This window comes from Streptomyces sp. SP18BB07, from assembly GCF_036322545.1.
Lineage (GTDB): Bacteria > Actinomycetota > Actinomycetes > Streptomycetales > Streptomycetaceae > Streptomyces > Streptomyces deccanensis.
Genome location: NZ_JAQYWT010000340.1, coordinates 204,835 through 224,028, shown reverse-complemented (window position 1 = coordinate 224,028; position 19,194 = coordinate 204,835). Strand labels below are relative to the sequence as shown.

The window sequence follows — 19,194 nt, the reverse complement described above, 5'->3', positions numbered from 1 at the left end:
CCGGCCCTCTCAGCCCCGCGCACCCCGCAACGAGGCCATCCACAGCTCGACCTCGTCCGACCGGCGAGGCAGCCCGGCGCTGAGGTTGCGGTTGCCGTCGGACGTCACCACGATGTCGTCCTCGATGCGGACGCCGATGCCCCGGTACTCCTCGGGGACGGTGAGGTCGTCGGCCTGGAAGTAGAGGCCGGGCTCGACGGTCAGGACCATCCCCGGCTCCAGGGTCCCGTCGACATACGACTCGACGCGCGCGGCGGCGCAGTCGTGGACGTCCATGCCGAGCATGTGCCCGGTGCCGTGGAGGGTCCAACGGCGCTGGAGCCCCAGCTCCAGGACCCGCTCCACGGGGCCCTCGACGAGCCCCCACTCGACCAGCCGTTCGGCCAGGACGTGCTGCGCGGCGTCGTGGAAGTCGCGGTACTTGCCACCGGGCCGCACGGCGGCGATACCGGCCTCCTGGGCGTCGTACACGGCGTCGTAGATCTTCTTCTGGATCTCGCTGAACGTGCCGTTGATCGGCAGGGTCCGGGTCACGTCGGCCGTGTAGTACGTGTGCGTCTCGACGCCCGCGTCCAGCAGGAGGAGGTCGCCGGAGCGGACCGGACCGTCGTTGCGGACCCAGTGCAGCGTGGTGGCGTGCGGGCCGGCGGCGCAGATGGAGCCGTAGCCGACATCGTTGCCCTCGACCCGGGCGCGCAGGAAGAACGTTCCCTCGATGTAGCGCTCCGACGTGGCCTCGGCCTTGTCCAGCACCCGTACGACGTCCTCGAAGCCGCGCACGGTCGAGTCGACCGCCTTCTGCAGCTCGCCGATCTCGAAGTCGTCCTTGACGAGCCGGGCCTCGGACAGGAAGACCCGCAGCTCCTCGTCGCGCTCGGCGGTGACCTTGTCGGTGAGGGCCGCCTCGATGCCGGCGTCGTAGCCACGGACGACCCGGACCGGGCCGGTGGCCTCGCGCAGCTTGTCGGCGAGTTCGCGCACGTCGGCGGCGGGGATGCCGTACAGCTCCGCCGACTCGGTCAGTGAGTGGCGTCGGCCGACCCACAGCTCGCCCTGGCCGGAGAGCCAGAACTCGCCGTTCTCCCGGTCGGAGCGCGGCAGCAGGTAGATCGTCGCGTCGTGGCCCTCGCCCGAGCGCGAGGGCTCCAGGACGAGGACGCCGTCCTCCGTCTGGTTGCCGGTGAGGTACGCGTACTCGACCGACGCCCGGAAGGGGTACTCGGTGTCGTTCGAGCGGGTCTTCAGGTTGCCCGAGGGGATCACCAGGCGGTCGCCGGGGAAGCGCGCGGAGAGCGCGGCGCGGCGGGCGGCGGTCTCCGCGGCCTGGGCGATCGGCTCCAGGCCGTGCAGCTCGGTGTCGGCCCAGCCCGACTTCATGCTCTCGGCCAGCTCGTCGGACACGCCCGGGTACAGGCCGTTCTTGCGCTGCTTGATCGGCTCTTCGGCTTCGGTCGCCTCGGTCTCCGGGATCGCCGGCTCGAGCTCGTCCGCCACGGTCATCCTCCTAGGTACGGCACTGGACCCCGTCCATCGTACGGTCGCGCCGAACAGCCCGAAGGGCACATGACCAGCCCTCACAAGGGGTCACCATCCCCTCACGACAAGCAGCCGCGAGCCTGCCACCCACCACCCGCCATGAGCCGGCCACCTGGCCCGACAGGGGCAGCACGGACCCGTCCCGCTCGAACCGCCCGCCCTACTCGAACCGCGCCGCCAGCACCACGACGTCCTCCGTGCCGTGCGCCTCGTCGAGGCCGTTCGGGAGCATCGTGCGGAGGATGTGGTCGGCGACGGCGCCGGGGTCGGTGCGCAGGGCCCGGGGAACGCAGGCGGCGGCCGCGTGGAGGCGGGTGAAGGCGCGGTCGACGGGCTCGCCGGTGCGCTGGAGGAGGCCGTCGGTGTAGAGCAGGACGGTTTCTCCTGGTTCGGCGGTCAGCTCGACGCTGGGCGCCTCCCAGCAGGCGAGCATGCCGAGCGGCGCGGACAGGGACGTCTCCACGTACTCCGTGCGCCGGTCGCCGATCACCAGCGGCGGACTGTGCCCGGCCCCGGCCAGAGTGATCTTGCGCAGCGCGGGTTCGACGTAGGCGAAGAGCGCCGTGGCGGAGCGGGCCGGTTCGGTGAGCCGCAGGAGCAGCTCCAGGTCGGAGAGGACCGCGACGGGGTCCTCCCCCTCCATCACGGCGTAGGCGCGCAGCGAGGCCCGCAGCCTTCCCATCGCGGCGACCGCGCTGGGCCCCGCTCCCGTGACCGAGCCGACCGCGAGGCCGAGCGCGGCGTCCGGCAGCGGCAGCGCGTCGTACCAGTCGCCGCCGCCGCGCGGCCCGGTGCGGTGCCGGGCGGCGAGCTGGATACCTGAGACCCGGGGCAGCCGGGAGGGGAGCAGTTCCTCGGCGATGGTCGCCATGGACGCGCGCGTGCGCTCGACCTCGACGATCCGTGCGAGGTGCTCGGCGGCGTACCGCGTGTACAGCCCGACGAGATGCCGCTGCCGCTCGACCGGTTCCGCGGGCTCGTCGTACAGCCAGACGGCGGCGCCGAGCCGGCCGGCCTTCTCGGTGGACAGGGGCAGCGCGTAGCTCGCCGCGTATCCGAGCCGGGCCGCGACCTCGCGGTGGCGGGGATCGAGCCCGTCCTCGGCGAACAGGTCGGGCTGGGCGATCTCGCCGTCGCCGCCGGGCAGCCCGTCGAGGATGCGGCCGTACGGCAGGGAGCTGCGGGGCACGGTCTCGATGTGCCCGAGGTCGGCGCGGCCGAGACCGAGGCCGATGGTGGTGTCCGGGCCGAGCCCGTCGGCCGGTTCCAGGACGACGAGGCCCCGGCGGGCACCGACGAGGGCGGCTCCGGCGTGCAGGAGTTCCTTCAGGGCGCTGTCGAGCGCGTCCGTGCGGGTCAGACGTTCGGTGAGTTCGTGCAGCGTCGTGAGGTCCGAGACCCAGCCCGCGAGTCTGTCCTGGAGCACGGCCCCGGGGGCGGTGCCCGGGCCTGTGGCGGGAGGGGCCGATGGGGTGCTCGGGGGGGCGGGCGCGGGCGCGACAGTGTGTGCGGGGGAGGGAACCGTTGAATCGATTCCAGCCACTTTCGGAGGGTGAGGGGCGTTCATGGTGTCCGGCTTTCCGACCGGTGCGTATTGCTCAAAAGCATCGCAAACCCCCATGTCATTCTGCGCCGCTAGCAGTGTCTCCACATGTACACGCACTCGTGAGGGGATGTCCAGCATTGTCCTGCTGGGATATCTGGTGTCCGTGAGGCGCTGTTGGGCGACCGTCGACTTCTTGTCCAGTCCTTTGGAGAAAGCTAAGTTGGCCTAAAAGTGTTGTGGTGAACGGTGTATTGAGGTCGACTGGCCTTGTTCAACAGAGCGTCACAGCGGTCGTGATGGGTACGTACCCGGTGAAGGCCAGGGGCGGCGGAGGCCACCCGGAACCTGGCGACGGACCCGGGCGTCCTATCCACCGACGACCGAGCCCCATCCTCCCGTGGCGGAGGCGGCGAGCACATGCGGGACAGCAAAACGCCAGGCGCCGCCACCCCTACGCCATGCCCATGCTTTTGACAGACGCAAGTCGACGCAAGCGATGGACGCGGACGTAACCGAGCTCGGCCCGCAGGGCTTCCCCTTGTCCGCGACAGGGGTGTGATGCGCCAGCAGGTACGCACAGTGCAGTGAACGACACATGTTGTGATGTGACCCACGGTGTTGCCATGCGTGCAACGGAAAGGACGAGCGCTCATGCGCGAGATCCCCGGAAAGCGACGCAGGCTCCTGTCCAAGCGCAACGGCGGGAGGCCCGAGCTTCTTGAGCAGGCCCTGACGTTCGCGACGGAATGGCAGTGGCCCGTACTCCCGGGGGTGGCGCCGGACCCGCAGGGACGTGCCCGCTGCGGCTGCCCGGACCCGGAGTGCGTGGTGCCCGGCGCTCACCCCTTCGACCCCGGCCTGCTGGCCGCCACCACCGACGAGCGCATGGTCCGCTGGTGGTGGGCCAACCGGCCGACCGCGCCGATCGTGCTGGCCACCGGCGGCGCCGCCCCCTGCGCGGTGAGCCTGCCGACCCTGGCCGCCTCGCGCGCCCTCGCCGCCCTCGACCGCACCGGCATGCGCCTCGGCCCCGTGGTCGCGGCCCCGCACCGCTGGGCGATCCTCGTCGCGCCGTACTCCATGGAGCAGTTGGGCGAGCTGCTCTACGCCAAGGACTTCGTCCCGGGCTCCCTCCGCTTCCACGGCGAGGGCGGCTACCTGGCCCTGCCCCCCTCCGAGACCGGGCACGGCCTGGTCCGCTGGGAGCGGGCACCCCTGCCCGGTTCGGCCGCGCCCTGGGTGCCCGACGTCGAGGCGGTCGTGGACGCCGTCGTCGACGCCCTCACTCGTACGGGTGTGAGCGCGCCCGAGTTCTGAGCCCGCCCGGCGCGCGCGGGGCCGGGCGCCCCCGGTCGGTCGTTATCTTCCGGACATGCAGCGTCTTCCCGGGGGCCACGGGGCCCCGTCGCGCGGCCGTCACAGTGCTCCCCCATCCCGGAGCCGCAGAGCACCCGAGCCGGCGTGCGGCGGGCCGGATCCGCGTCGGCTCCGCCTCGCGGGACTGACCGTCGCGGTCGCGGTCGCCCTCGGCATCCCCCTCGTCGCCTCCGCCGGCCCGGTCGCCGACCTTCCCGCGTCCGAGCGCGCCGCCAGTCCTGAGCGCGCCTCCACTCCCGAGCGGGCTCTCCCCTCCGAACTCGAACGTGCCGCCGGGGGCGCGGCCGGGTCCGGTGGGGGCACGGACGCATCCGGCAGGGACGAATCCGGCGGGGACGTCGAGAAGTCCGCCGACCGCGCCGATCAGAAGGCGGGCGGTGCCGCCGACGAGCAGGACAACACAAGGGCTGCTGACGACACCGACACCCAGGGCGACACCGACACCCAGGGCGACGTCGAGACTCCGGGCGACGTCGAGGGTCCCGCGCGGCTGCTCGGCCTCGGACTCGCCACCGCCGCCCGCTGCGGCCCCGACCTCACCTCCCCCGACGGCATCGAGGCACAGACGTGCGTCCTCACCCAGGGCGACCGGACCTGGGCCCGTACGTACTACCGCAACGCCACCGGACGTGAACTGAGTTCGGTCCTCAGCATGATGGCGCCCGGCGGGCACACCCTACGGATCCACTGCGCCGTGGGCGCGCACGACGAGCCGGGGATGTGTGAGACGCCGAGGGAGCGTACGCGGGGCGGGGCGGGGGCGTACACGGCCGTGGCGGAGTTCGCGGCACCGGACGGCGGGGGGCCGCTTTTGCTGCGCTCAGGGAGCAACTCGGGCCGCTCGTAAGGGGGTTGACGCCCAGAGGGTTTCCGTCCAGCGAGGCCGGTCCGGAACCCGGGCATGAAAAGACCCGGTTGCTGGCGACGGGGGATGCACCAGCAACCGGGCTAATGGAACCGTAACAAGAGATCGGCGCTTCGCAAATTCGATCTCGGCTATTCGGACACGAATTTGCCTGTCACGTAGGGGAGTTGTGACAGGAGTCACCACACTTCGAACGCACTCGGTCGGCCGACCGCCCCGTCGGCGCGGGAGCGTACGTCAGCTCAGCGTGACCTGTCGGTTGGTGAGGCCACCGCGCGCCCGGCGCTCTTCCGGAGTGAGCGGGGACTCGTCGGCCAGGGCGCCGGCGAGCCGCTCGGCGAACTCCGCCGCCGGCTTCTCGATGTCGTCCGCGCCCACCCCGCTGGGGAGGTCCCAGACCGGCACGGTGAGGCCGTGAGCACGGAAAGAGCCCACCAGACGGGTGCCCTCGCCGAGGCTCGAGCGCCCCGCCGCGTGCAGCCGGGCGAGCGCGTCGAGAAGCTGCTCCTCGGCGTGCGGCATGACCCAGCGCAGGTGGTTCTTCTCGGGGGTCTCGCACCAGTAGGCCGCGTCGACGCCCGCGAGCTTCACGGTCGGGATCGCCGCGGAGTTGGCGCGCTCCAGGGAGGCGGTCACCTCCGGAGTCGCGTTCTCCGTGTCCGGGATCCAGAACTCGAAGCCCGTGTGCACAACTGGCTCGAACTCACCTTCGGGGTCGAGCAGGTCCTGCAGACGCGGACCGTCGGCCGGGGCGCGCCGCCCCTGAACCGGAGTGCCCGGCTCGGCGACGAGGGCGCGCTGCAGGGTGTCGGCGAGGTCGCGGCTGATGTCTCCGGACGCGGTGTCGTTCTGCAGGCCGAGCAGGACCGAGCCGTCGTCGCGACGCAGCGCGGGCCAGGCCATGGGCAGGACGGTGGCGAGCGTCACCGACGGGACCCCTTCGGGGAGCGCGTCCTTCAGCTTCAGCTCGACGGTGGCGGCGGGCACCAGCTCGCGCAGCGCGATCCAGTCGCCCTCGCCCGGCAGGCCCTCGAAGGGCCGCTGCACCAGCTCGGTCACCGCCTGGGCGGCGGCCCGGCCGTGGCAGGCCTTGTAGCGGCGTCCGCTGCCGCAGGGGCATTGCTCGCGCGCGCCGACAACCGGAACCTGCCCATCGGCGCTGGCGGCGCCGGCTCCGCCGGTGCCCTGCGGGCGCTTGGCCTTGGTGTGGGGTCGCTTCTTGGCCATCGTGGGTGTCTCCCGATCACGGCTCGTCTCGTACTCGCGCGAGCCTAGCCGCTCGTACGACGCCCGACGGGACCCTGTGGACAACGCACCGAGTCGTCCCGGAACCGGTGGTTCGGGGCGGGATGTGCCCGGCCCCGTGGCCGGATGTGCCCGGCCGGTCAGTGCGTGTCGTCGCCCGGCCGGGTCAGCCCGTGTCGTTGCCCGGCGGGTCAGTCCATGTCGTCGAACGCGTCCGCGAAGTCCAGGTCGGGGAGGGCGGAGACCGAGGGGGCGACGACGCGGGTGACGAAGTCGTCCCGGCGGTGGGCGCGGTAGACGTCGTCCTGGACGACGACCCACACGGTGACCTCGCCGCGGGCGTCGTCCCGTACGCCCCAGTCGTCGGCCAGTGCCGTGACGATGTTCAGCCCGCGGCCGCCGTGTGCGGTGACCGAGGGCGTCGACGGAACCGGGCGGGTCGGACCACCGCCGTCCGTCACCTCGACCGTGAGCCGCCCGGAGGGATCCATCCGCCAGGCGCAGCGCACGTCGCCGTCACCGGCCAGCGCGTCGCCGAGCGGTCTGCCGTGTTTGCAGGCATTGCTGAGCAGTTCGGAAAGGATCAGTAGGGCATCGTCGATGACCGATTCCGCCACACCGCCCGTGCGCAACTGATCGCGCATCCGGTGCCTTGCTTCCCCCACGCCCGCAGGGCCATGGGGTACGGCCATGCTCGACGACGTGGGCACCTCCTGTGCCACCACCAACGCCACCCCCGAGACCTCCTTCGCCCCACGCCACGGTGTGAATGCCCCATTGGACTGGACTGGAAACCGGCCAACCCACGTGCTCTGACGCACTCCTCACACTCGAATACATTCCGAACGCGCCGGTGTACACCCCGTAGTTACGTGGCTGAATTTCGTCCCCGATATGCCGACTTGTCCCCGGGAGTGGGTCGGTCGTCTTGGCGGAATTCTTACCTCCGCCAAGCGCCGCGCAGGGGCGGCGCCGGCGGTCGGCGGGGTGGTCGCAGATGTGAACAGAGGCGTGTTCGGAGCTGTCGCGGTGCGCGTGTGCGGAGTTGTCGAGAACGGTGTGTTCGAAGTCGTGGGAACCCGTGTGCTCGGCGGCCGAGTTGAACAGCCCGGTGGTCGAGGTGCGGGCTCAGCGGCCGAGCTGACGGAGAACCGCGCGTGGCCGATTGGTGATGATGGCGTCCACGCCCAACCCGACACAGAGGTCGACGTCCTCGGGCTCGTTCACGGTCCACACGTGCACCTGGTGCCCGGCGCTCTTCAGGCGCTCGATGTACACGGGGTGGTTGCGCACGGTCCGGATCGAGGGACCCGCGATCTGTACACCGGTCGGCAGCCGTCCGTCGCGCAGCCGGGGCGAGACGAACTGCGTCAGATAGACCGTGGGCAGGGTCGGGGACGCGGCCCGGACGCGGTGCAGCGAGCGCGCCGAGAAGCTCATGATCCGCACCGGTGAGTCGACGGGCGACTCCGGGGCGTCCAGGCCGAACCGCTTCAGCAGGACCAGCAGCCGCTCCTCGACCTGGCCGGCCCAGCGCGTGGGGTGCTTGGTCTCGATGGCCAGCTCCACCCGGCGCCCGGCGTCGGCCACGAGTTCGAGCAGGCGCTCAAGGGTGAGGACAGAGGTGTCGGCCCGGTCCTCGGGGGTGACCTCCCAGTCGGGGGCCTCGTCGCCGTTCTTCCAGGAACCGAAGTCCAGGGCGGCCAGGTCGGCGAGCTCCAGGGCGGAGACCGCGCCGCGGCCGTTCGACGTACGGTTGACGCGTCGGTCGTGGACACAGACGAGGTGGCCGTCCGCCGTCAGCCGGACATCGCACTCGAGGGCGTCCGCGCCGTCCTCGATCGCCTTCTTGTACGCGGCCAGGGTGTGCTCGGGGGCCGCCTCGGAGGCACCCCGGTGGGCGACGACCTGAATCGGGAGCTGTCGTGCGTGGGTCACCGCGTCATGGTGCCACCGTGACGGGGTACGCGTGGGGGTGGTGACCGTGGACGACCGGGTTCGTACGCACAGTACGCGCCGTTAGTCCGATAGATCCTATATAAAGGATGGTCCCGGACCCACAGGCACCGCTTATGGTGCCCTGACGGCTCGTGGGAAAAGCTGACCGCAGCACAAAACTCACGCACAGCCCTCTGTGCGACCAAGAACAACAGTCGACCCGAAACCCGAAAGACGGTCGACCCCAAGAACGACCGCCCCAAGAACGACCGCCCCAAGAACGATCGACCCGAGAACGGTCGACCGCCTACAAGGTGAAGCCGTGGACCGAGGAGAAAAGCTGTGAGCACCGAGAACGAGGGCACCGCGGTACCCCCGGCCCCGTCCGCACCTCCCGTGCCGGTGGATTCTCCCGCTGCCTCCGCGCCGGCGCCGGCGAACGAGCCGAGCGCGACACCGGCGGAGACCACCGCCCCGGCCCCCTCGGCCGCGCCCGCCGCCGACAACGCCCCGACGACCCAGCTGCCGCCGGTCCCGCCGACGGAGCAGCTTCCGCCAGTCCCGCCGACGACGCAGCAGCCCCAGCCCGAGCTGGTGTCCACGGGGGCACCCGGGTACGCGGCGAGCCACGGCCAGGTGCCCGGCGGTGGATACGGTCAGGCGCCCGGTGGCGGCGGCTACGCACAGGCACCTGGCGGTCAGGCCGGACCGGCCGGACCCGGCGGGTCCTCCGCGCCCGACGCATCCTGGCCGCCCCCGCCGCCGCCCGCCGTCCCGTCGTACGCGGACAACGGCGCAGCCGCCGGCGCGTACGGGGACAGCGCCGGCGCGTACGGCAACGCGGGCGCGGCCGGAGGCGCCGGTGGCGCGGGCGGTCCCGGTGGCCCGGGCGACGGCGGCTGGGGCTCCTCCTGGCAGCAGACGCAGCAGCCGGCTCCCAAGCCGGCCGGCAACAAGCGCGGCGGTCTGATCGCCGCGATCCTCGTGGCCGCGCTGGTCGCGGGCGGAGTCGGCGGCGGCATCGGCTACACACTGGCCGACCGCAACGACAACTCCACGGGCTCCACGACCGTCTCGGCCTCCCAGAACGGCGGTGACGTCAAGCGCGCGGCCGGCACGGTCGCCGCGGTGGCCTCCTCGGCGCTGCCGAGCACGGTCACCATCGAGGCGTCCGGCAACGACGGTGAGGGCGGCACGGGCACCGGGTTCGTGTTCGACAAGGAAGGCCACATCGTCACCAACAACCACGTGGTGGCGGAGGCCGTCGACGGCGGCAAGGTGTCGGCCACCTTCCCCAACGGCAAGAAGTACGACGCCGAGGTCGTCGGGCACGCGCAGGGCTACGACGTGGCGGTCATCAAGCTGAAGAACGCCCCGTCGAACCTGCAGCCGCTGACGCTCGGCGACTCGGACAAGGTGGCGGTGGGCGACTCGACGATCGCGATCGGCGCGCCTTTCGGCCTCTCCAACACGGTCACGACGGGCATCATCAGCGCCAAGAACCGCCCGGTGGCCTCCAGCGACGGCTCCTCCGGCAGCAAGGCCTCGTACATGAGCGCCCTGCAGACCGACGCGTCGATCAACCCGGGCAACTCCGGTGGCCCGCTCCTCGACGCCCGGGGCAACGTCATCGGCATCAACTCGGCGATCCAGTCCGCGAGCAACGGCAGCTTCGGCTCCGGCCAGGCGGGCTCCATCGGCCTCGGCTTCGCCATCCCGATCAACCAGGCCAAGAACGTGGCCCAGCAACTGATCAGGACGGGCAAGCCGGTGTACCCGGTGATCGGCGCCTCGGTCTCCCTGGAGGAGGTCACGGGCGGAGCGAAGATCACGAACTCGGGCGAGGGCGGTTCGGAGTCCATCACCGCGGGCGGACCCGCCGACAAGGCCGGCCTCAAGCCCGGTGACGTGATCACCAAGCTCGACGACCACGTCATCGACAGCGGCCCCACCCTCATCGGCGAGATCTGGACCCACCTCCCCGGCGACAAGGTCACCCTCACGTACACCCGCGACGGCAAGACCCACACGGCGGAGGTCACCCTGGGCGAACGCGAGGGCGACAGCTGACGGTTGACCGCGGACACCTACTGCCGACCGGGCGCCGGGCACCCTGAAACAGGGGTTGCCCGGCGCCCGGCCGTCCTGGGCAGTGAGGGGTGGCACTTCTGCGCGATGCCAGTGGCCGGCCAACTTCCCATGATCATGAACACAGCCGGTACGCTGTACCCGCTCCGCCCCAGGTGGGCGGGGCCCAGGTGGGTTGCCCGAGCGGCCTAAGGGAACGGTCTTGAAAAACGTGAGGACGCGAAAGCGTCTCCGTGGACCCGGATCCCGCCCACTCCGCAGGTCATAGACATGCTGGTCAGAAGGGGTGCCTCTCGCTGAGGGGCACCCCTTCTGCGCGGGGCTGTCTCACCTTGATCCGGCCCTGTCGCGGTGTGGATCAGTGCGTGTGGACCAGGCGTGGACCAAATTCCGCGCCATGGCCAGACCCGTGAAGTGCCGACTGACCAGGGCTCATCCGATGGTCTGAGCCAGCCCGCCTTTTCATCCGGCCGCCCCCGTGATGTGGACGCGACATGTGGTAGACCCTGCCTAGGGTTGGTGTGCCTTGTAGCCCTCGGCGATTTGAGATGCGGAGAGACGATGCGCCACCAAGCGGCCACTGACCGAGGCCCCACCACGCAGCCTGATCCAGACTCCAACGACAGCAAAGCACGCAAGCACCAGTTACGGCTTCTGGCGATCGGGGTGGTGGCCGGGGCGGCACTCGCTGTTGGTGGCATCCTCGCCTTTACGTCGATCATCGGCGGGAACACCCAGACGCAGACAGACGCGAAGCCGACCCCGAGTTCTGGCGGTGACAAGAGCTCTGAATCGTCGGGGCGGGGGCAGGAGTACACGCCAGCCACCGCCCCTCCTGTCAGAGTGTTCGAGCCGAGGTCGAATGACGAGGGCATCGGGACCGGGTTCGAGCACACTTCCGTCGGCGCGGTCTCTGCTGCGGTCTCCTACTGGCAGGACTTCAACTTGCGGGATGAGGTGATCGCGCGCCAGCAGTGGACTGCGGTCACATCCGAGGACTCCCCCGAAACCATCGACAGGGGGGTCAGCGGCATGGTCGGAGCGCCGCTTGGGATCACAACGCCGAAGGATGGACAGACCGTCGTGAAGGCGGTCCTCCCCCTCAGCCTTGACCACAGCGGCGAAATCGTCGTTGTTTGGATGGAGTACGACCGCCTCGTCCCTATTGGTGAAGAGAGTGCCGACAACAAGTCGCTGAAGGACGAGACCACCTACCTGATCGTCAAGTGGGAGAACGGCGACTGGAAGGTGACCGAGGAGCCGCAATACGAGGCAAAGGTGCGCGGCCCGCGTTCGTACCACCCGGACAGCAAGTGGGCTTTCGCGGACGGATGGCGGCGGGTTGCCCATGGCTAGATGTGCTGTCCCGGGACGTTGGTGACGGGCACGGGCGCGATTCGTTTGCGGTGAGGGCCGGGCGAGGCCAAGAACCGGCAGACTCTTCGGGAAAGTGCTCGTCAGAGATCTTCGCTTGTTCGGAGCGTCGACCACATCAGGACAGCACAAGGAGCCATCCTCTCCCCGGCGTGGGGTGAGGATGGCTTCTGCGGTTCGACGGACGGCCTTGCCTATTCGCCGTCGGCAGCCTCCAGGGCCCGTTCGATCTGCTCGTTCGAGCGCTGTTGGTTGCGGTGAATCGCCTTGGCGTAAAAGCGGAACAGGACTGCGATGCTGTGGCCCGCCCGGCGCGCGACCTCCGCTGGGGAGACGCCAGATTCAAGCCAGAGTGAGACGCCCGCGTGGCGCAGGGAGTACGGCACGTCAGCCAGCGGTGAGGCAGCCTCGGGCTGCGTCAGCACCGCGAGCCGGGCTGCCTTCCACGCCTCTCCGTATTCCTTGGAGAGGAGGTGGCCACCCTGGGCCGCACGAAAGAGCCGGCCATCCTCGGCGGTGCCGAACTCCTTGATGTGCTCGCGGACCAGCCTCACCAGAACGGGCGGAATCGGCACCGGCCGCGTCGCCTTGCGGGCCCGCTTCTTCAGGCCGCGCGTATCGAACGACTCGCCTGTGTCGGTCCATCCGGAGCCGACTCGGGGCATGCTCACGGAGAGCAGGACTTCACCCCAACCCTCCTTGGGGAGGGTGAAGTCGTCCTCTCGGAGACTGGTCGCCTCACCAGGGCGGTTGGCTGCGTAGTAGAGGCAGCCGAAAAACGCCATCAGGTGCCGTCCGCGCTCGCCCTGCTCGCCAACAGCGTTGATCAGTGCCTTTGCCAGCTTGGGTCCGGGGACGAACCGGAAGTCGATCTCGTCGTCCGTCTCGGGTGGAGTCCAGTCGACCTTGTCGAGGGGCAGCGTCGTCAGTAACTCTCGCTCTACCGCGTACCGGAGGCAGTTGCTGAAGACCGTCCGCTTGCGGTTCACGGTGTTCTCGGCCGCGGCCGTGCCGTCCTGCTTTAGCTTCAGCGCGTCCAGCGCAGTCCGTACCACCGAGGGCGTGTTGAGGTCGGTGATGTCTACGGACTTCCGGCCGATCCAGTCCAGCGCGGCCACGATCTCGGCCGGTGGCTCTTCGACATCGAGACGCGGCCTCAGAGTCCCGTCATCGCCGAGGACGAACCGGTAGACCCACGAGTAGAGCGCGATCCGAAGCACCTTCGGAGCCGGTGCACCACGGTTGTCCTTGACCAGCTTCGGCGTGATAGTGGCGAGCGTGTCAGCGATGCTCGCCCGGTGTTTGGCCGAGGCGCCGGACCACTTCATTTCCGCGTAGGCACGGGTGTGGGCGTACCAGGTGGCGGAGTTGAGTGCCTGCATCTCCGAGGCGGGTAGACCGGTCTCCGTGTCGAATTGGGCGCGGTTGCGCAGGGCCGTCAGCAGCTCTGCACGACGCCCGTCAGCCTGCGCCTTGATCTTGTAACTCTTGGAGAAGGGACGCGGGCCGACGCGCCAACGGAGCTGGTAGGCCGCCGCACGGCCAGACCGCTTGCGGATGCCCCAGATCTGAACGTCGTAGGTCAGCACGCTTCCTGCACCTCGCAGCCGTCGAACCAGGCGTCGAGGTCGGCCCGGCGGATACGTATCTGACCGTTGGGGAGCTTCAGGTGCTTCGGCGCCTGGCCCCGGGCGCGCATCCGGTAGAAGGCAGCGCGAGAGACCCGGATCTCAGCGAGTGCTTCGACCAGCGTCAGCGTTCGCTTGTCGGCGGTGGTCGGAGTGGTCACAGCCAGGGTGCTCCTTCGAACTTGAGGCGTTCGGCGTGCGTTCTGTCATGGCGGACCTGGGCGGCGAGGAACTCTTCGCCGGGGCGGTAGCCGCTGCTGAGGTAGGTCCATGACGAGGCGGTGACGAGGGTGGTGTTCTCGTCGTCGACTGGGAGGCCGGCGCGGATGCGGGCGGCTTCGGCTTGGGCGGTGCGCCAGGCACGGCGCACGTCGCGGAGTGCGCCGAGGGTGGTCGAGTAGGCGCGCGACTTGCTGGAGAAGTGGCCGCGGAAGCCGAGCATGTGGGCCCACTTCCAGAGCTTGAGATCGGCGAACTCGGGGAGGTGGCCGAGCGCCCAAGCTGTGCGGATCATTTGGCGTGCGTGCTGCTGCACCGGGAGATCGGCGAGGCGCTCGGCTTGGCCGGTGCCGTCGCAGTCGTCGCACAGGTCGCGGAAGCCGTCGGGGCCGCGTACGTAGCCGCGTCCGGAGCAGGGGCGGCACACGAGGGTGCGGTCCACGGTTCCCGCGCCTTCCGCGTTCTTGGTGGCGTACTTGGCGACGTATCCGGCGACCTTGGCGTCCGTGAGTTCGCCGTCTCCCAGGGCGGAGATCTGGTCCACCTTGAACCGGTCGCCCCACCGGATGACGCGATCGCCGACCGCATCCGACTCGACCGTGAGCCGGGCTCGCTCGACCGCCAGGCCGACGGCGACGCGTAGGGCGTCGAAGGTGGCCCAGGCCGGGGGCGAGGTGGTGTGGCCGTCGGGACCGTCGAAGCGGACGACCGCGTGGAAGTGGACCAGGCCGCGGTTCTGATACTCGGCGACCTTGGCGAAGGAGACGCGGAGAGCCGAGTTGAGTGCCTTCTGCGTCATGCCGAAGTGCTCGGCGAGGGCACGGCGCAGGTAGGTCGTGAAGCGCGCCCAGAGGGCCCCGGCGTGCGCGTTCCACAGCACGGCGCCGGTGTAGTCGTAGCTTGCCGGGCGGAGTGGGGTGCCGAGTTCGGGCGCGTCCTGGGAGTGGCTTTCACCGCACGCGCAGGGGCGGGGCTTGCCCGCGACGGTCGTGGGGCGGTTGTGGACGGGGCCGAAGGACGGGGCGGTGAGGGTGACGAACGCGCGGGGGTGGTCGCGGACGGTTTCGGCGACGTTCTTGCCGCCGGACAGTCCGGCCTTGATCAGGTGATAGGTGTCGGCCGCGTAGAGGCGGGAGCAGGCCGGGCAGCGGGAGGCACGACGGTTGCCGCAGGTGGTGAGGAGGCGGCCGGAGGGTTCGTCCTCGGAGCGGTAGGAGCGGACCACTTGCTTGGTGGTCTGGTCGGTGGTGATCGTCCAGCCGTGCAGGTTGACGGGACTCGTGCAGCCTCGAAGATCGCGGACCTGTTCGGTGACGCGGTCGAAGTCGTCGGTGTTGGCCAGTTCGACCAGGTCCCGCAGGCCGGGGCTGATGACGTGGCGCAGGTCGAGGGGGCGGCGCATGGGTGGCGGGGTGTCCTTTCTGGCGCGAGGGTGAGGACCTGCGGGCAGCAGCGATTCAGTGCGCTCGGGCTGCTGCCCGCAGGCATGGCGAGTCGGGCCCAGGGGGCGGTGGTGGGTGCAGGGGAGGCCGGCGAAGGGGGTGGCCCTACAGAGCGGCGTGCAGCGCGGTGGCCATGGGCAGGCCGATACCGAGGCGGGTCTTGAGCTGGGCCGCAGTGATCGGTTCACCGTGCTCGGTGTGGTGCGACGACGCGATGGAGCGTGCTTCGGTCAGTAGCGGCTCAGGAACGTTGACCACGGGCGAGGCGGGAGCCGAGGCGATCTGAGGAGCGACCGGCGCCGGGGGCGGAACGATGAGCGGCATCGCAGGGCTGGAGGCGTCAGAGCCCGTCTCAGACTCTGGTTCGATCTCGTCCGCCAGCGGAGCCGGTACGGCAGAGCGCGCAACGGTGTGGAAGGCACGCAGGAGCTGCGGGCCGACGGAACCCCAGCCGAGGAGGAGCAGCGGGGCCACCGCGTCGACGGCGGCGCGGCCGTAGTGTCCGACGACGATCGGTTCTGCGACGTTGAGGGCAAGGGTCAGCAGTCCGGAGAAGTGCATGAGGCGGGTGGCGGCCGTCATCTGGTCTGCGGGCAGGCCGCGCAGGGAGAGGTAGCGGAGGGCGACCAGCAGGCCGACCACGGACAGGTCCACCATCGGGGCGATGAGCGGTGCGATCGGTCCGGGGACGCCGAGGCGCAGGGCAAGGGACCAGACGTTGCCGAAGGAGAAGACGAACGCCAGCGCGGCAATGACGATCATGACGGCGGTGATGGTGCGCTGAGTGATCCGGTCTTCTGTCATGAGTGTTCACCTCCTCTCCTGGGGTGACGGGACGTGCGGGGGTGGTGGGGAGCACTGCTTAGGCGTCGAGCTTCGTGAGATCCACGTCCCCCATGCGAGGACCGAGGAAGGCTTCCAGCAGGGCGGACGGGTCGGCGGTGAGGTTCGCCGTCTCTTCGGCGATGCGAGCCGCTTCCGCGTCGGGTACGTAGGGCGTGCGGATGCGGGTGAAGCCGGGTTGCGACTGGTGGTTCATGGACGCGACGCCGACGTAGGTGGGGTCCTGGAGGTTGATGGGGTTGGCGTCCGGCCATTCCCGGATCTCGTCGCCGAGCGCGGCCACGGCGGCTTCGGCGGTCTTCTGGGCGAAGCTCAGGCCGACGGGGCAGACGTCGCGGATGAAGGTGGGGATTGCGTCGCCCGTGGACTTCTGAGTGGTGAGGATGACGAGTAGACCCACGGACCGGCCTTTCTTCACCAGGTCTTCCACGAGGCGGGCGTTCTCGGCGGCGAGCGCGGCCAGCTTCTTCGTCTGCTGGTCGCTGCCTTTGTGGTCGCGGAAGTAGGTGTGGGCTTCGTCGACGATCAGCACGACCAGGGGCCAGCTCTCGGAGGGGCCGACGTCCCACATGGACTTCACCCCGAGCACTTGGCGCACCGAGGCCGACCGTGCGCGGCGCAGCTCCACTAGGTGCCGGAACAGCTTGTTGGCCTCTTCCAGGTCATCGCCGACGAAGGCGAACATGCGCTGGACCCAGTCGGCGTAGTCGCCTTCATAGGCAGCCGACACCTTGCCGTCCGCACAGGCGAACTGCACTGCGGGCGAGGGTGCCCAGTCGGAGAGAAGCCGGTTGATCAGGCTGGTCTTGCCGAAGCCGGGAAGGCCGGCCACGGTCACGCCGGGGACCTGCGTGAGGTTCACAGATACGGGTTGCGCGTACTCGTCCAGGCCCAGATCCCACCGGGCTGTCTCTTCCGCTGCGTCACCCGAGGGGTGGTGCTCGGTGGGGAACTTCAGTGGGTCCAGTCGCACACCCCGGATGAGGACTTCCCCAGGCTTGTCCTGGGTGACCGCCACGCGTGTGCACCGCCAGGCGTCCGCCAGGTGCGGACCCGCTTTCTGGAACTGCTGGAGTCCTACGCCAGGCAGGCACTGTGCCCGCGCGATCACTCCGTACGCGTCGTGCTTCACCTTCAGAGCCGGGATGAGGACACGCGGCCTGTGGGGCTTGCCCTGCGTGTTCGCCAGCGACGCGAGAGCCGTCGGGGTCTTGTCCGTGGCCGACAGCTTCAGCATCGGTGCCAGTCGCTTCCAGCCCCACCGCACGCGTACGGCCTGCCGTATGGACTGCCGGGTCATGGCGTCGGCGAGCACGTAGCGGACTACCCACCAGGCCGCCCATGCGGCGAGCGAGGTCAGCGCCAGGGCGACGATGATCGGGAGGTGACCGAAAATCCCTTCCACCGGGGCGTTCGGATCCTTCATGCGTGGCTCTCCAACGGGTTGTAGAGGAAGGCCCCGAGGGCCGATTCGAGGGCCGCCCGATCCGTCGAGGCGTCGAGGTGGGGATAGCCGTAGGCGATGAGCACGGCCGCCACCGAGGTCACGAGTAATTCGGTGAACCAGGCATCCGGCCCGGCGTGAGGCAGCGGGTAGCTGCGCTCAGCGCCGGACCGGAAGACGGTGCCGCTCACGCCGCTTCGGCCGCCGGGGCCACCAGGTCCAGCCGACCCGCGCGGTAGGCGATGCCGTCCGAGAGGGAGCCGTTGAAGATCCGCGCCCACGGAGTGGCGAACAGTTCCACCGGCATGACCGGAACACCAGGACGGAGGCCGTTGGGCAGACCCGTCTCCGGGACGGTGATCTTCAGAGCCTCGGCGCGGTCCTCCTCCATGAAGAAGAGGGTGATCGTGTAGAGCTTCGCGCCGGTCTCACGGTCGGTGGCGAACTGCGTCTTCTCCTGGTCCGCGTACTTCGGCACCGGCAGGGTTCCGACCATGAATGACGAGGTGGGGAGCAGGCCAACACGGATGCGTGCCATGGGAGTTGATTCCTTTCGTTGCGCTCCACCCGGGGCGGCGGGGCGTGATCACCATTGAACATAGCTGACCTAGCAGTGTCAAGTGAATAGGGTGAGCTAGGTATCAACTGGCATGGGTCACCTATGTCAGTGGGGTGTGCTAGGGGAGCTAGGAATCGCTACTCTTGGGCCATGAGCCCCGCGCCAGAGAACAAGCAGGACCGCCGGCCGCCGTATCAACACGCTGCCGACGAACTTCGGCGCGACATCTTGCAAGGGCGGATCAAGCCGGGCGAGCAGATGCCGGCCATTCGCGAGCTACAGGAACGCTTCGGCGTGGCCAACATGACCATGAGGTCCGCGCTCAACGTGCTGCGCGAGGAGGGCCTGATCTACACGATCCATGGCCGGGGGAGCTTCGTCGCAGACCATGACGGTGGGGGCGAGTTCTCTGCCAACTACACAGCGCCAGCTTGGTACTTGTCGAAAAGTGGCCAGAAGTCAGGCCAGGCAGGGCCAGGGGAGGGAAGGCCCGACGACGCTGAAGCCGCCGGGGCCAACCTCGCTGAAATCCTCACATCACTACGCGACGAGATCCGCGCCCTCAGCGCTGATCATCAGGAACTGCGCCGTGAGGTCGAGCAGTTGAAGGCAGCGCAGCAGCCGAAGCCGTAGTCCTGAGCTGGGCCACTTCCTCTCGCAACTCCCTGGTCTCTCTGCTCAGGCGGACGACCATGGCCCGCATCTCCTCGATCAGCGCGACCACCTCATCCGTGTCCCCGACGTGAATGCTGGTCGACCCCATTTCGTTGTCCGGTATGTGCTCGGTCATCGCTCCCTGCTTGCTGCCGTGCCGTCGTTCCGCGCCGCGCTGTCCGAGCTGCCGGACCCTGCCACGGCATCCGTGCCTCTCCCCTGTTGATTGACCACTGCCCTGCGGTGCTGTTCAGAGTTTCTTTACTGGATCAAGGCGGCCCGCCTTCGGCGGTCCGCGCGCGCTGGCGGCCACGGGCCGCCGCCGCTCCCTGTCTCCGCCACCGCTGCGGCGGCCCCCGGCCGCTCAGCGCGCAACACCACCCATGCGGACAGCCAGAGCAGGAAGCAACTCGGCCGTCCCGAGCACGAGGACCAG

At 69.7% G+C, this 19,194-nt stretch carries 17 protein-coding genes; 5 read left to right on the top strand and 12 right to left on the bottom strand.

Annotated elements, in window-relative coordinates; genetic code table 11:
* Window positions 1-9: 9 nt before the first annotated feature.
* The gene (locus tag PUR53_RS29145; protein WP_443078327.1) at window positions 10-1,500 is read right to left on the bottom strand and encodes an aminopeptidase P family protein; all 1,491 of its coding nucleotides are present in this window, start codon (window positions 1,498-1,500) and stop codon (window positions 10-12) included.
* A gap of 196 nt (window positions 1,501-1,696) precedes the next feature.
* Window positions 1,697-3,220, bottom strand: a complete 1,524-nt coding sequence (locus PUR53_RS29140) for a PP2C family protein-serine/threonine phosphatase (RefSeq protein WP_329910172.1) — start codon at window positions 3,218-3,220, stop codon at window positions 1,697-1,699.
* 513 nt (window positions 3,221-3,733) lie between these two features.
* Between PUR53_RS29140 and PUR53_RS29135 the strand changes: the two genes are divergently transcribed.
* On the top strand, window positions 3,734-4,399 hold the full coding sequence (locus tag PUR53_RS29135; RefSeq protein ID WP_329901880.1) for a bifunctional DNA primase/polymerase: 666 nt from the start codon (window positions 3,734-3,736) through the stop codon (window positions 4,397-4,399).
* 55 nt (window positions 4,400-4,454) lie between these two features.
* Window positions 4,455-5,306 (top strand): hypothetical protein, encoded by an 852-nt coding sequence (locus PUR53_RS29130; RefSeq protein WP_443080372.1) that lies wholly within the window; start codon window positions 4,455-4,457, stop codon window positions 5,304-5,306.
* 255 nt (window positions 5,307-5,561) lie between these two features.
* Here the strand turns inward: PUR53_RS29130 and PUR53_RS29125 are convergent, their stop codons facing one another.
* The 3 genes from PUR53_RS29125 to PUR53_RS29115 all read right to left on the bottom strand — a co-directional run bounded on the left by PUR53_RS29125 (window position 5,562) and on the right by PUR53_RS29115 (window position 8,507).
* A complete protein-coding gene (locus PUR53_RS29125; protein WP_329901881.1) occupies window positions 5,562-6,551 on the bottom strand; it encodes a DUF5926 family protein in 990 nt (329 codons plus the stop codon).
* Window positions 6,552-6,760: 209 nt separating this feature from the next.
* Entirely contained in the window at window positions 6,761-7,390 is a 630-nt protein-coding gene (locus PUR53_RS29120; RefSeq protein WP_329901882.1) for an ATP-binding protein, read from the bottom strand.
* 307 nt (window positions 7,391-7,697) lie between these two features.
* On the bottom strand, window positions 7,698-8,507 hold the full coding sequence (locus PUR53_RS29115; RefSeq protein WP_329901883.1) for a glycerophosphodiester phosphodiesterase: 810 nt from the start codon (window positions 8,505-8,507) through the stop codon (window positions 7,698-7,700).
* 342 nt (window positions 8,508-8,849) lie between these two features.
* Here PUR53_RS29115 and PUR53_RS29110 point away from each other — a divergent pair, with 342 nt between their 5' ends.
* Both PUR53_RS29110 and PUR53_RS29105 read left to right on the top strand, forming a co-directional pair.
* Entirely contained in the window at window positions 8,850-10,577 is a 1,728-nt protein-coding gene (locus PUR53_RS29110; RefSeq protein WP_329910171.1) for a S1C family serine protease, read from the top strand.
* Between the two features lie 579 nt (window positions 10,578-11,156).
* On the top strand, window positions 11,157-11,951 hold the full coding sequence (locus tag PUR53_RS29105; protein ID WP_329910170.1) for a hypothetical protein: 795 nt from the start codon (window positions 11,157-11,159) through the stop codon (window positions 11,949-11,951).
* 212 nt (window positions 11,952-12,163) lie between these two features.
* Here PUR53_RS29105 and PUR53_RS29100 read toward each other — a convergent pair whose 3' ends face one another.
* The 7 genes from PUR53_RS29100 to PUR53_RS29070 all read right to left on the bottom strand — a co-directional run bounded on the left by PUR53_RS29100 (window position 12,164) and on the right by PUR53_RS29070 (window position 18,083).
* Window positions 12,164-13,558: a tyrosine-type recombinase/integrase gene (locus PUR53_RS29100; RefSeq protein ID WP_329910169.1), complete on the bottom strand. Its 1,395-nt coding sequence runs from the start codon at window positions 13,556-13,558 to the stop codon at window positions 12,164-12,166.
* Window positions 13,552-13,758, bottom strand: a complete 207-nt coding sequence (locus PUR53_RS29095; protein ID WP_059083826.1) for a helix-turn-helix transcriptional regulator — start codon at window positions 13,756-13,758, stop codon at window positions 13,552-13,554. The genes PUR53_RS29100 and PUR53_RS29095 overlap by 7 nt, the downstream gene beginning before the upstream one ends.
* Complete coding sequence (locus PUR53_RS29090) at window positions 13,755-15,218, bottom strand: replication initiator (RefSeq protein ID WP_329910168.1); 1,464 nt, start codon at window positions 15,216-15,218, stop codon at window positions 13,755-13,757. The genes PUR53_RS29095 and PUR53_RS29090 overlap by 4 nt, the downstream gene beginning before the upstream one ends.
* Before the next feature lie 145 nt (window positions 15,219-15,363).
* Window positions 15,364-16,062, bottom strand: coding sequence for a DUF2637 domain-containing protein (locus tag PUR53_RS29085; RefSeq protein ID WP_329910167.1), 699 nt, complete (start codon window positions 16,060-16,062; stop codon window positions 15,364-15,366).
* Between the two features lie 58 nt (window positions 16,063-16,120).
* Window positions 16,121-17,527 carry a cell division protein FtsK gene (locus PUR53_RS29080; RefSeq protein WP_329910166.1) on the bottom strand — a complete coding sequence of 469 codons (1,407 nt, stop codon included), beginning with the start codon at window positions 17,525-17,527 and terminating at the stop codon, window positions 16,121-16,123.
* Entirely contained in the window at window positions 17,524-17,736 is a 213-nt protein-coding gene (locus PUR53_RS29075; protein WP_329910165.1) for a hypothetical protein, read from the bottom strand. Before PUR53_RS29075 ends, PUR53_RS29080 begins: the two co-directional genes overlap by 4 nt.
* The gene (locus PUR53_RS29070; protein ID WP_006381100.1) at window positions 17,733-18,083 is read right to left on the bottom strand and encodes an SCO3933 family regulatory protein; all 351 of its coding nucleotides are present in this window, start codon (window positions 18,081-18,083) and stop codon (window positions 17,733-17,735) included. The genes PUR53_RS29075 and PUR53_RS29070 overlap by 4 nt, the downstream gene beginning before the upstream one ends.
* Before the next feature lie 171 nt (window positions 18,084-18,254).
* Here PUR53_RS29070 and PUR53_RS29065 point away from each other — a divergent pair, with 171 nt between their 5' ends.
* Entirely contained in the window at window positions 18,255-18,737 is a 483-nt protein-coding gene (locus tag PUR53_RS29065) for a GntR family transcriptional regulator (RefSeq protein ID WP_329910164.1), read from the top strand.
* The last annotated feature ends 457 nt before the right edge of the window (window positions 18,738-19,194 follow it).

Excerpts from the sequence above, each read along its gene's own strand:
- PUR53_RS29145 (WP_443078327.1), bottom strand. The coding sequence starts at position 1,500 with ATGACCGTGGCGGACGAGCTCGAGCCGGCGATCCCGGAGACCGAGGCG.
- PUR53_RS29140 (WP_329910172.1), bottom strand. The coding sequence starts at position 3,220 with ATGCTGGACATCCCCTCACGAGTGCGTGTACATGTGGAGACACTGCTA.
- PUR53_RS29135 (WP_329901880.1), top strand. The coding sequence starts at position 3,734 with ATGCGCGAGATCCCCGGAAAGCGACGCAGGCTCCTGTCCAAGCGCAAC.
- PUR53_RS29130 (WP_443080372.1), top strand. The coding sequence starts at position 4,455 with ATGCAGCGTCTTCCCGGGGGCCACGGGGCCCCGTCGCGCGGCCGTCAC.
- PUR53_RS29125 (WP_329901881.1), bottom strand. The coding sequence starts at position 6,551 with ATGGCCAAGAAGCGACCCCACACCAAGGCCAAGCGCCCGCAGGGCACC.
- PUR53_RS29105 (WP_329910170.1), top strand. The coding sequence starts at position 11,157 with ATGCGCCACCAAGCGGCCACTGACCGAGGCCCCACCACGCAGCCTGAT.
- PUR53_RS29090 (WP_329910168.1), bottom strand. The coding sequence starts at position 15,218 with ATGCGCCGCCCCCTCGACCTGCGCCACGTCATCAGCCCCGGCCTGCGG.
- PUR53_RS29085 (WP_329910167.1), bottom strand. The coding sequence starts at position 16,062 with ATGACAGAAGACCGGATCACTCAGCGCACCATCACCGCCGTCATGATC.
- PUR53_RS29080 (WP_329910166.1), bottom strand. The coding sequence starts at position 17,527 with ATGAAGGATCCGAACGCCCCGGTGGAAGGGATTTTCGGTCACCTCCCG.
- PUR53_RS29070 (WP_006381100.1), bottom strand. The coding sequence starts at position 18,083 with ATGGCACGCATCCGTGTTGGCCTGCTCCCCACCTCGTCATTCATGGTC.
- PUR53_RS29065 (WP_329910164.1), top strand. The coding sequence starts at position 18,255 with ATGAGCCCCGCGCCAGAGAACAAGCAGGACCGCCGGCCGCCGTATCAA.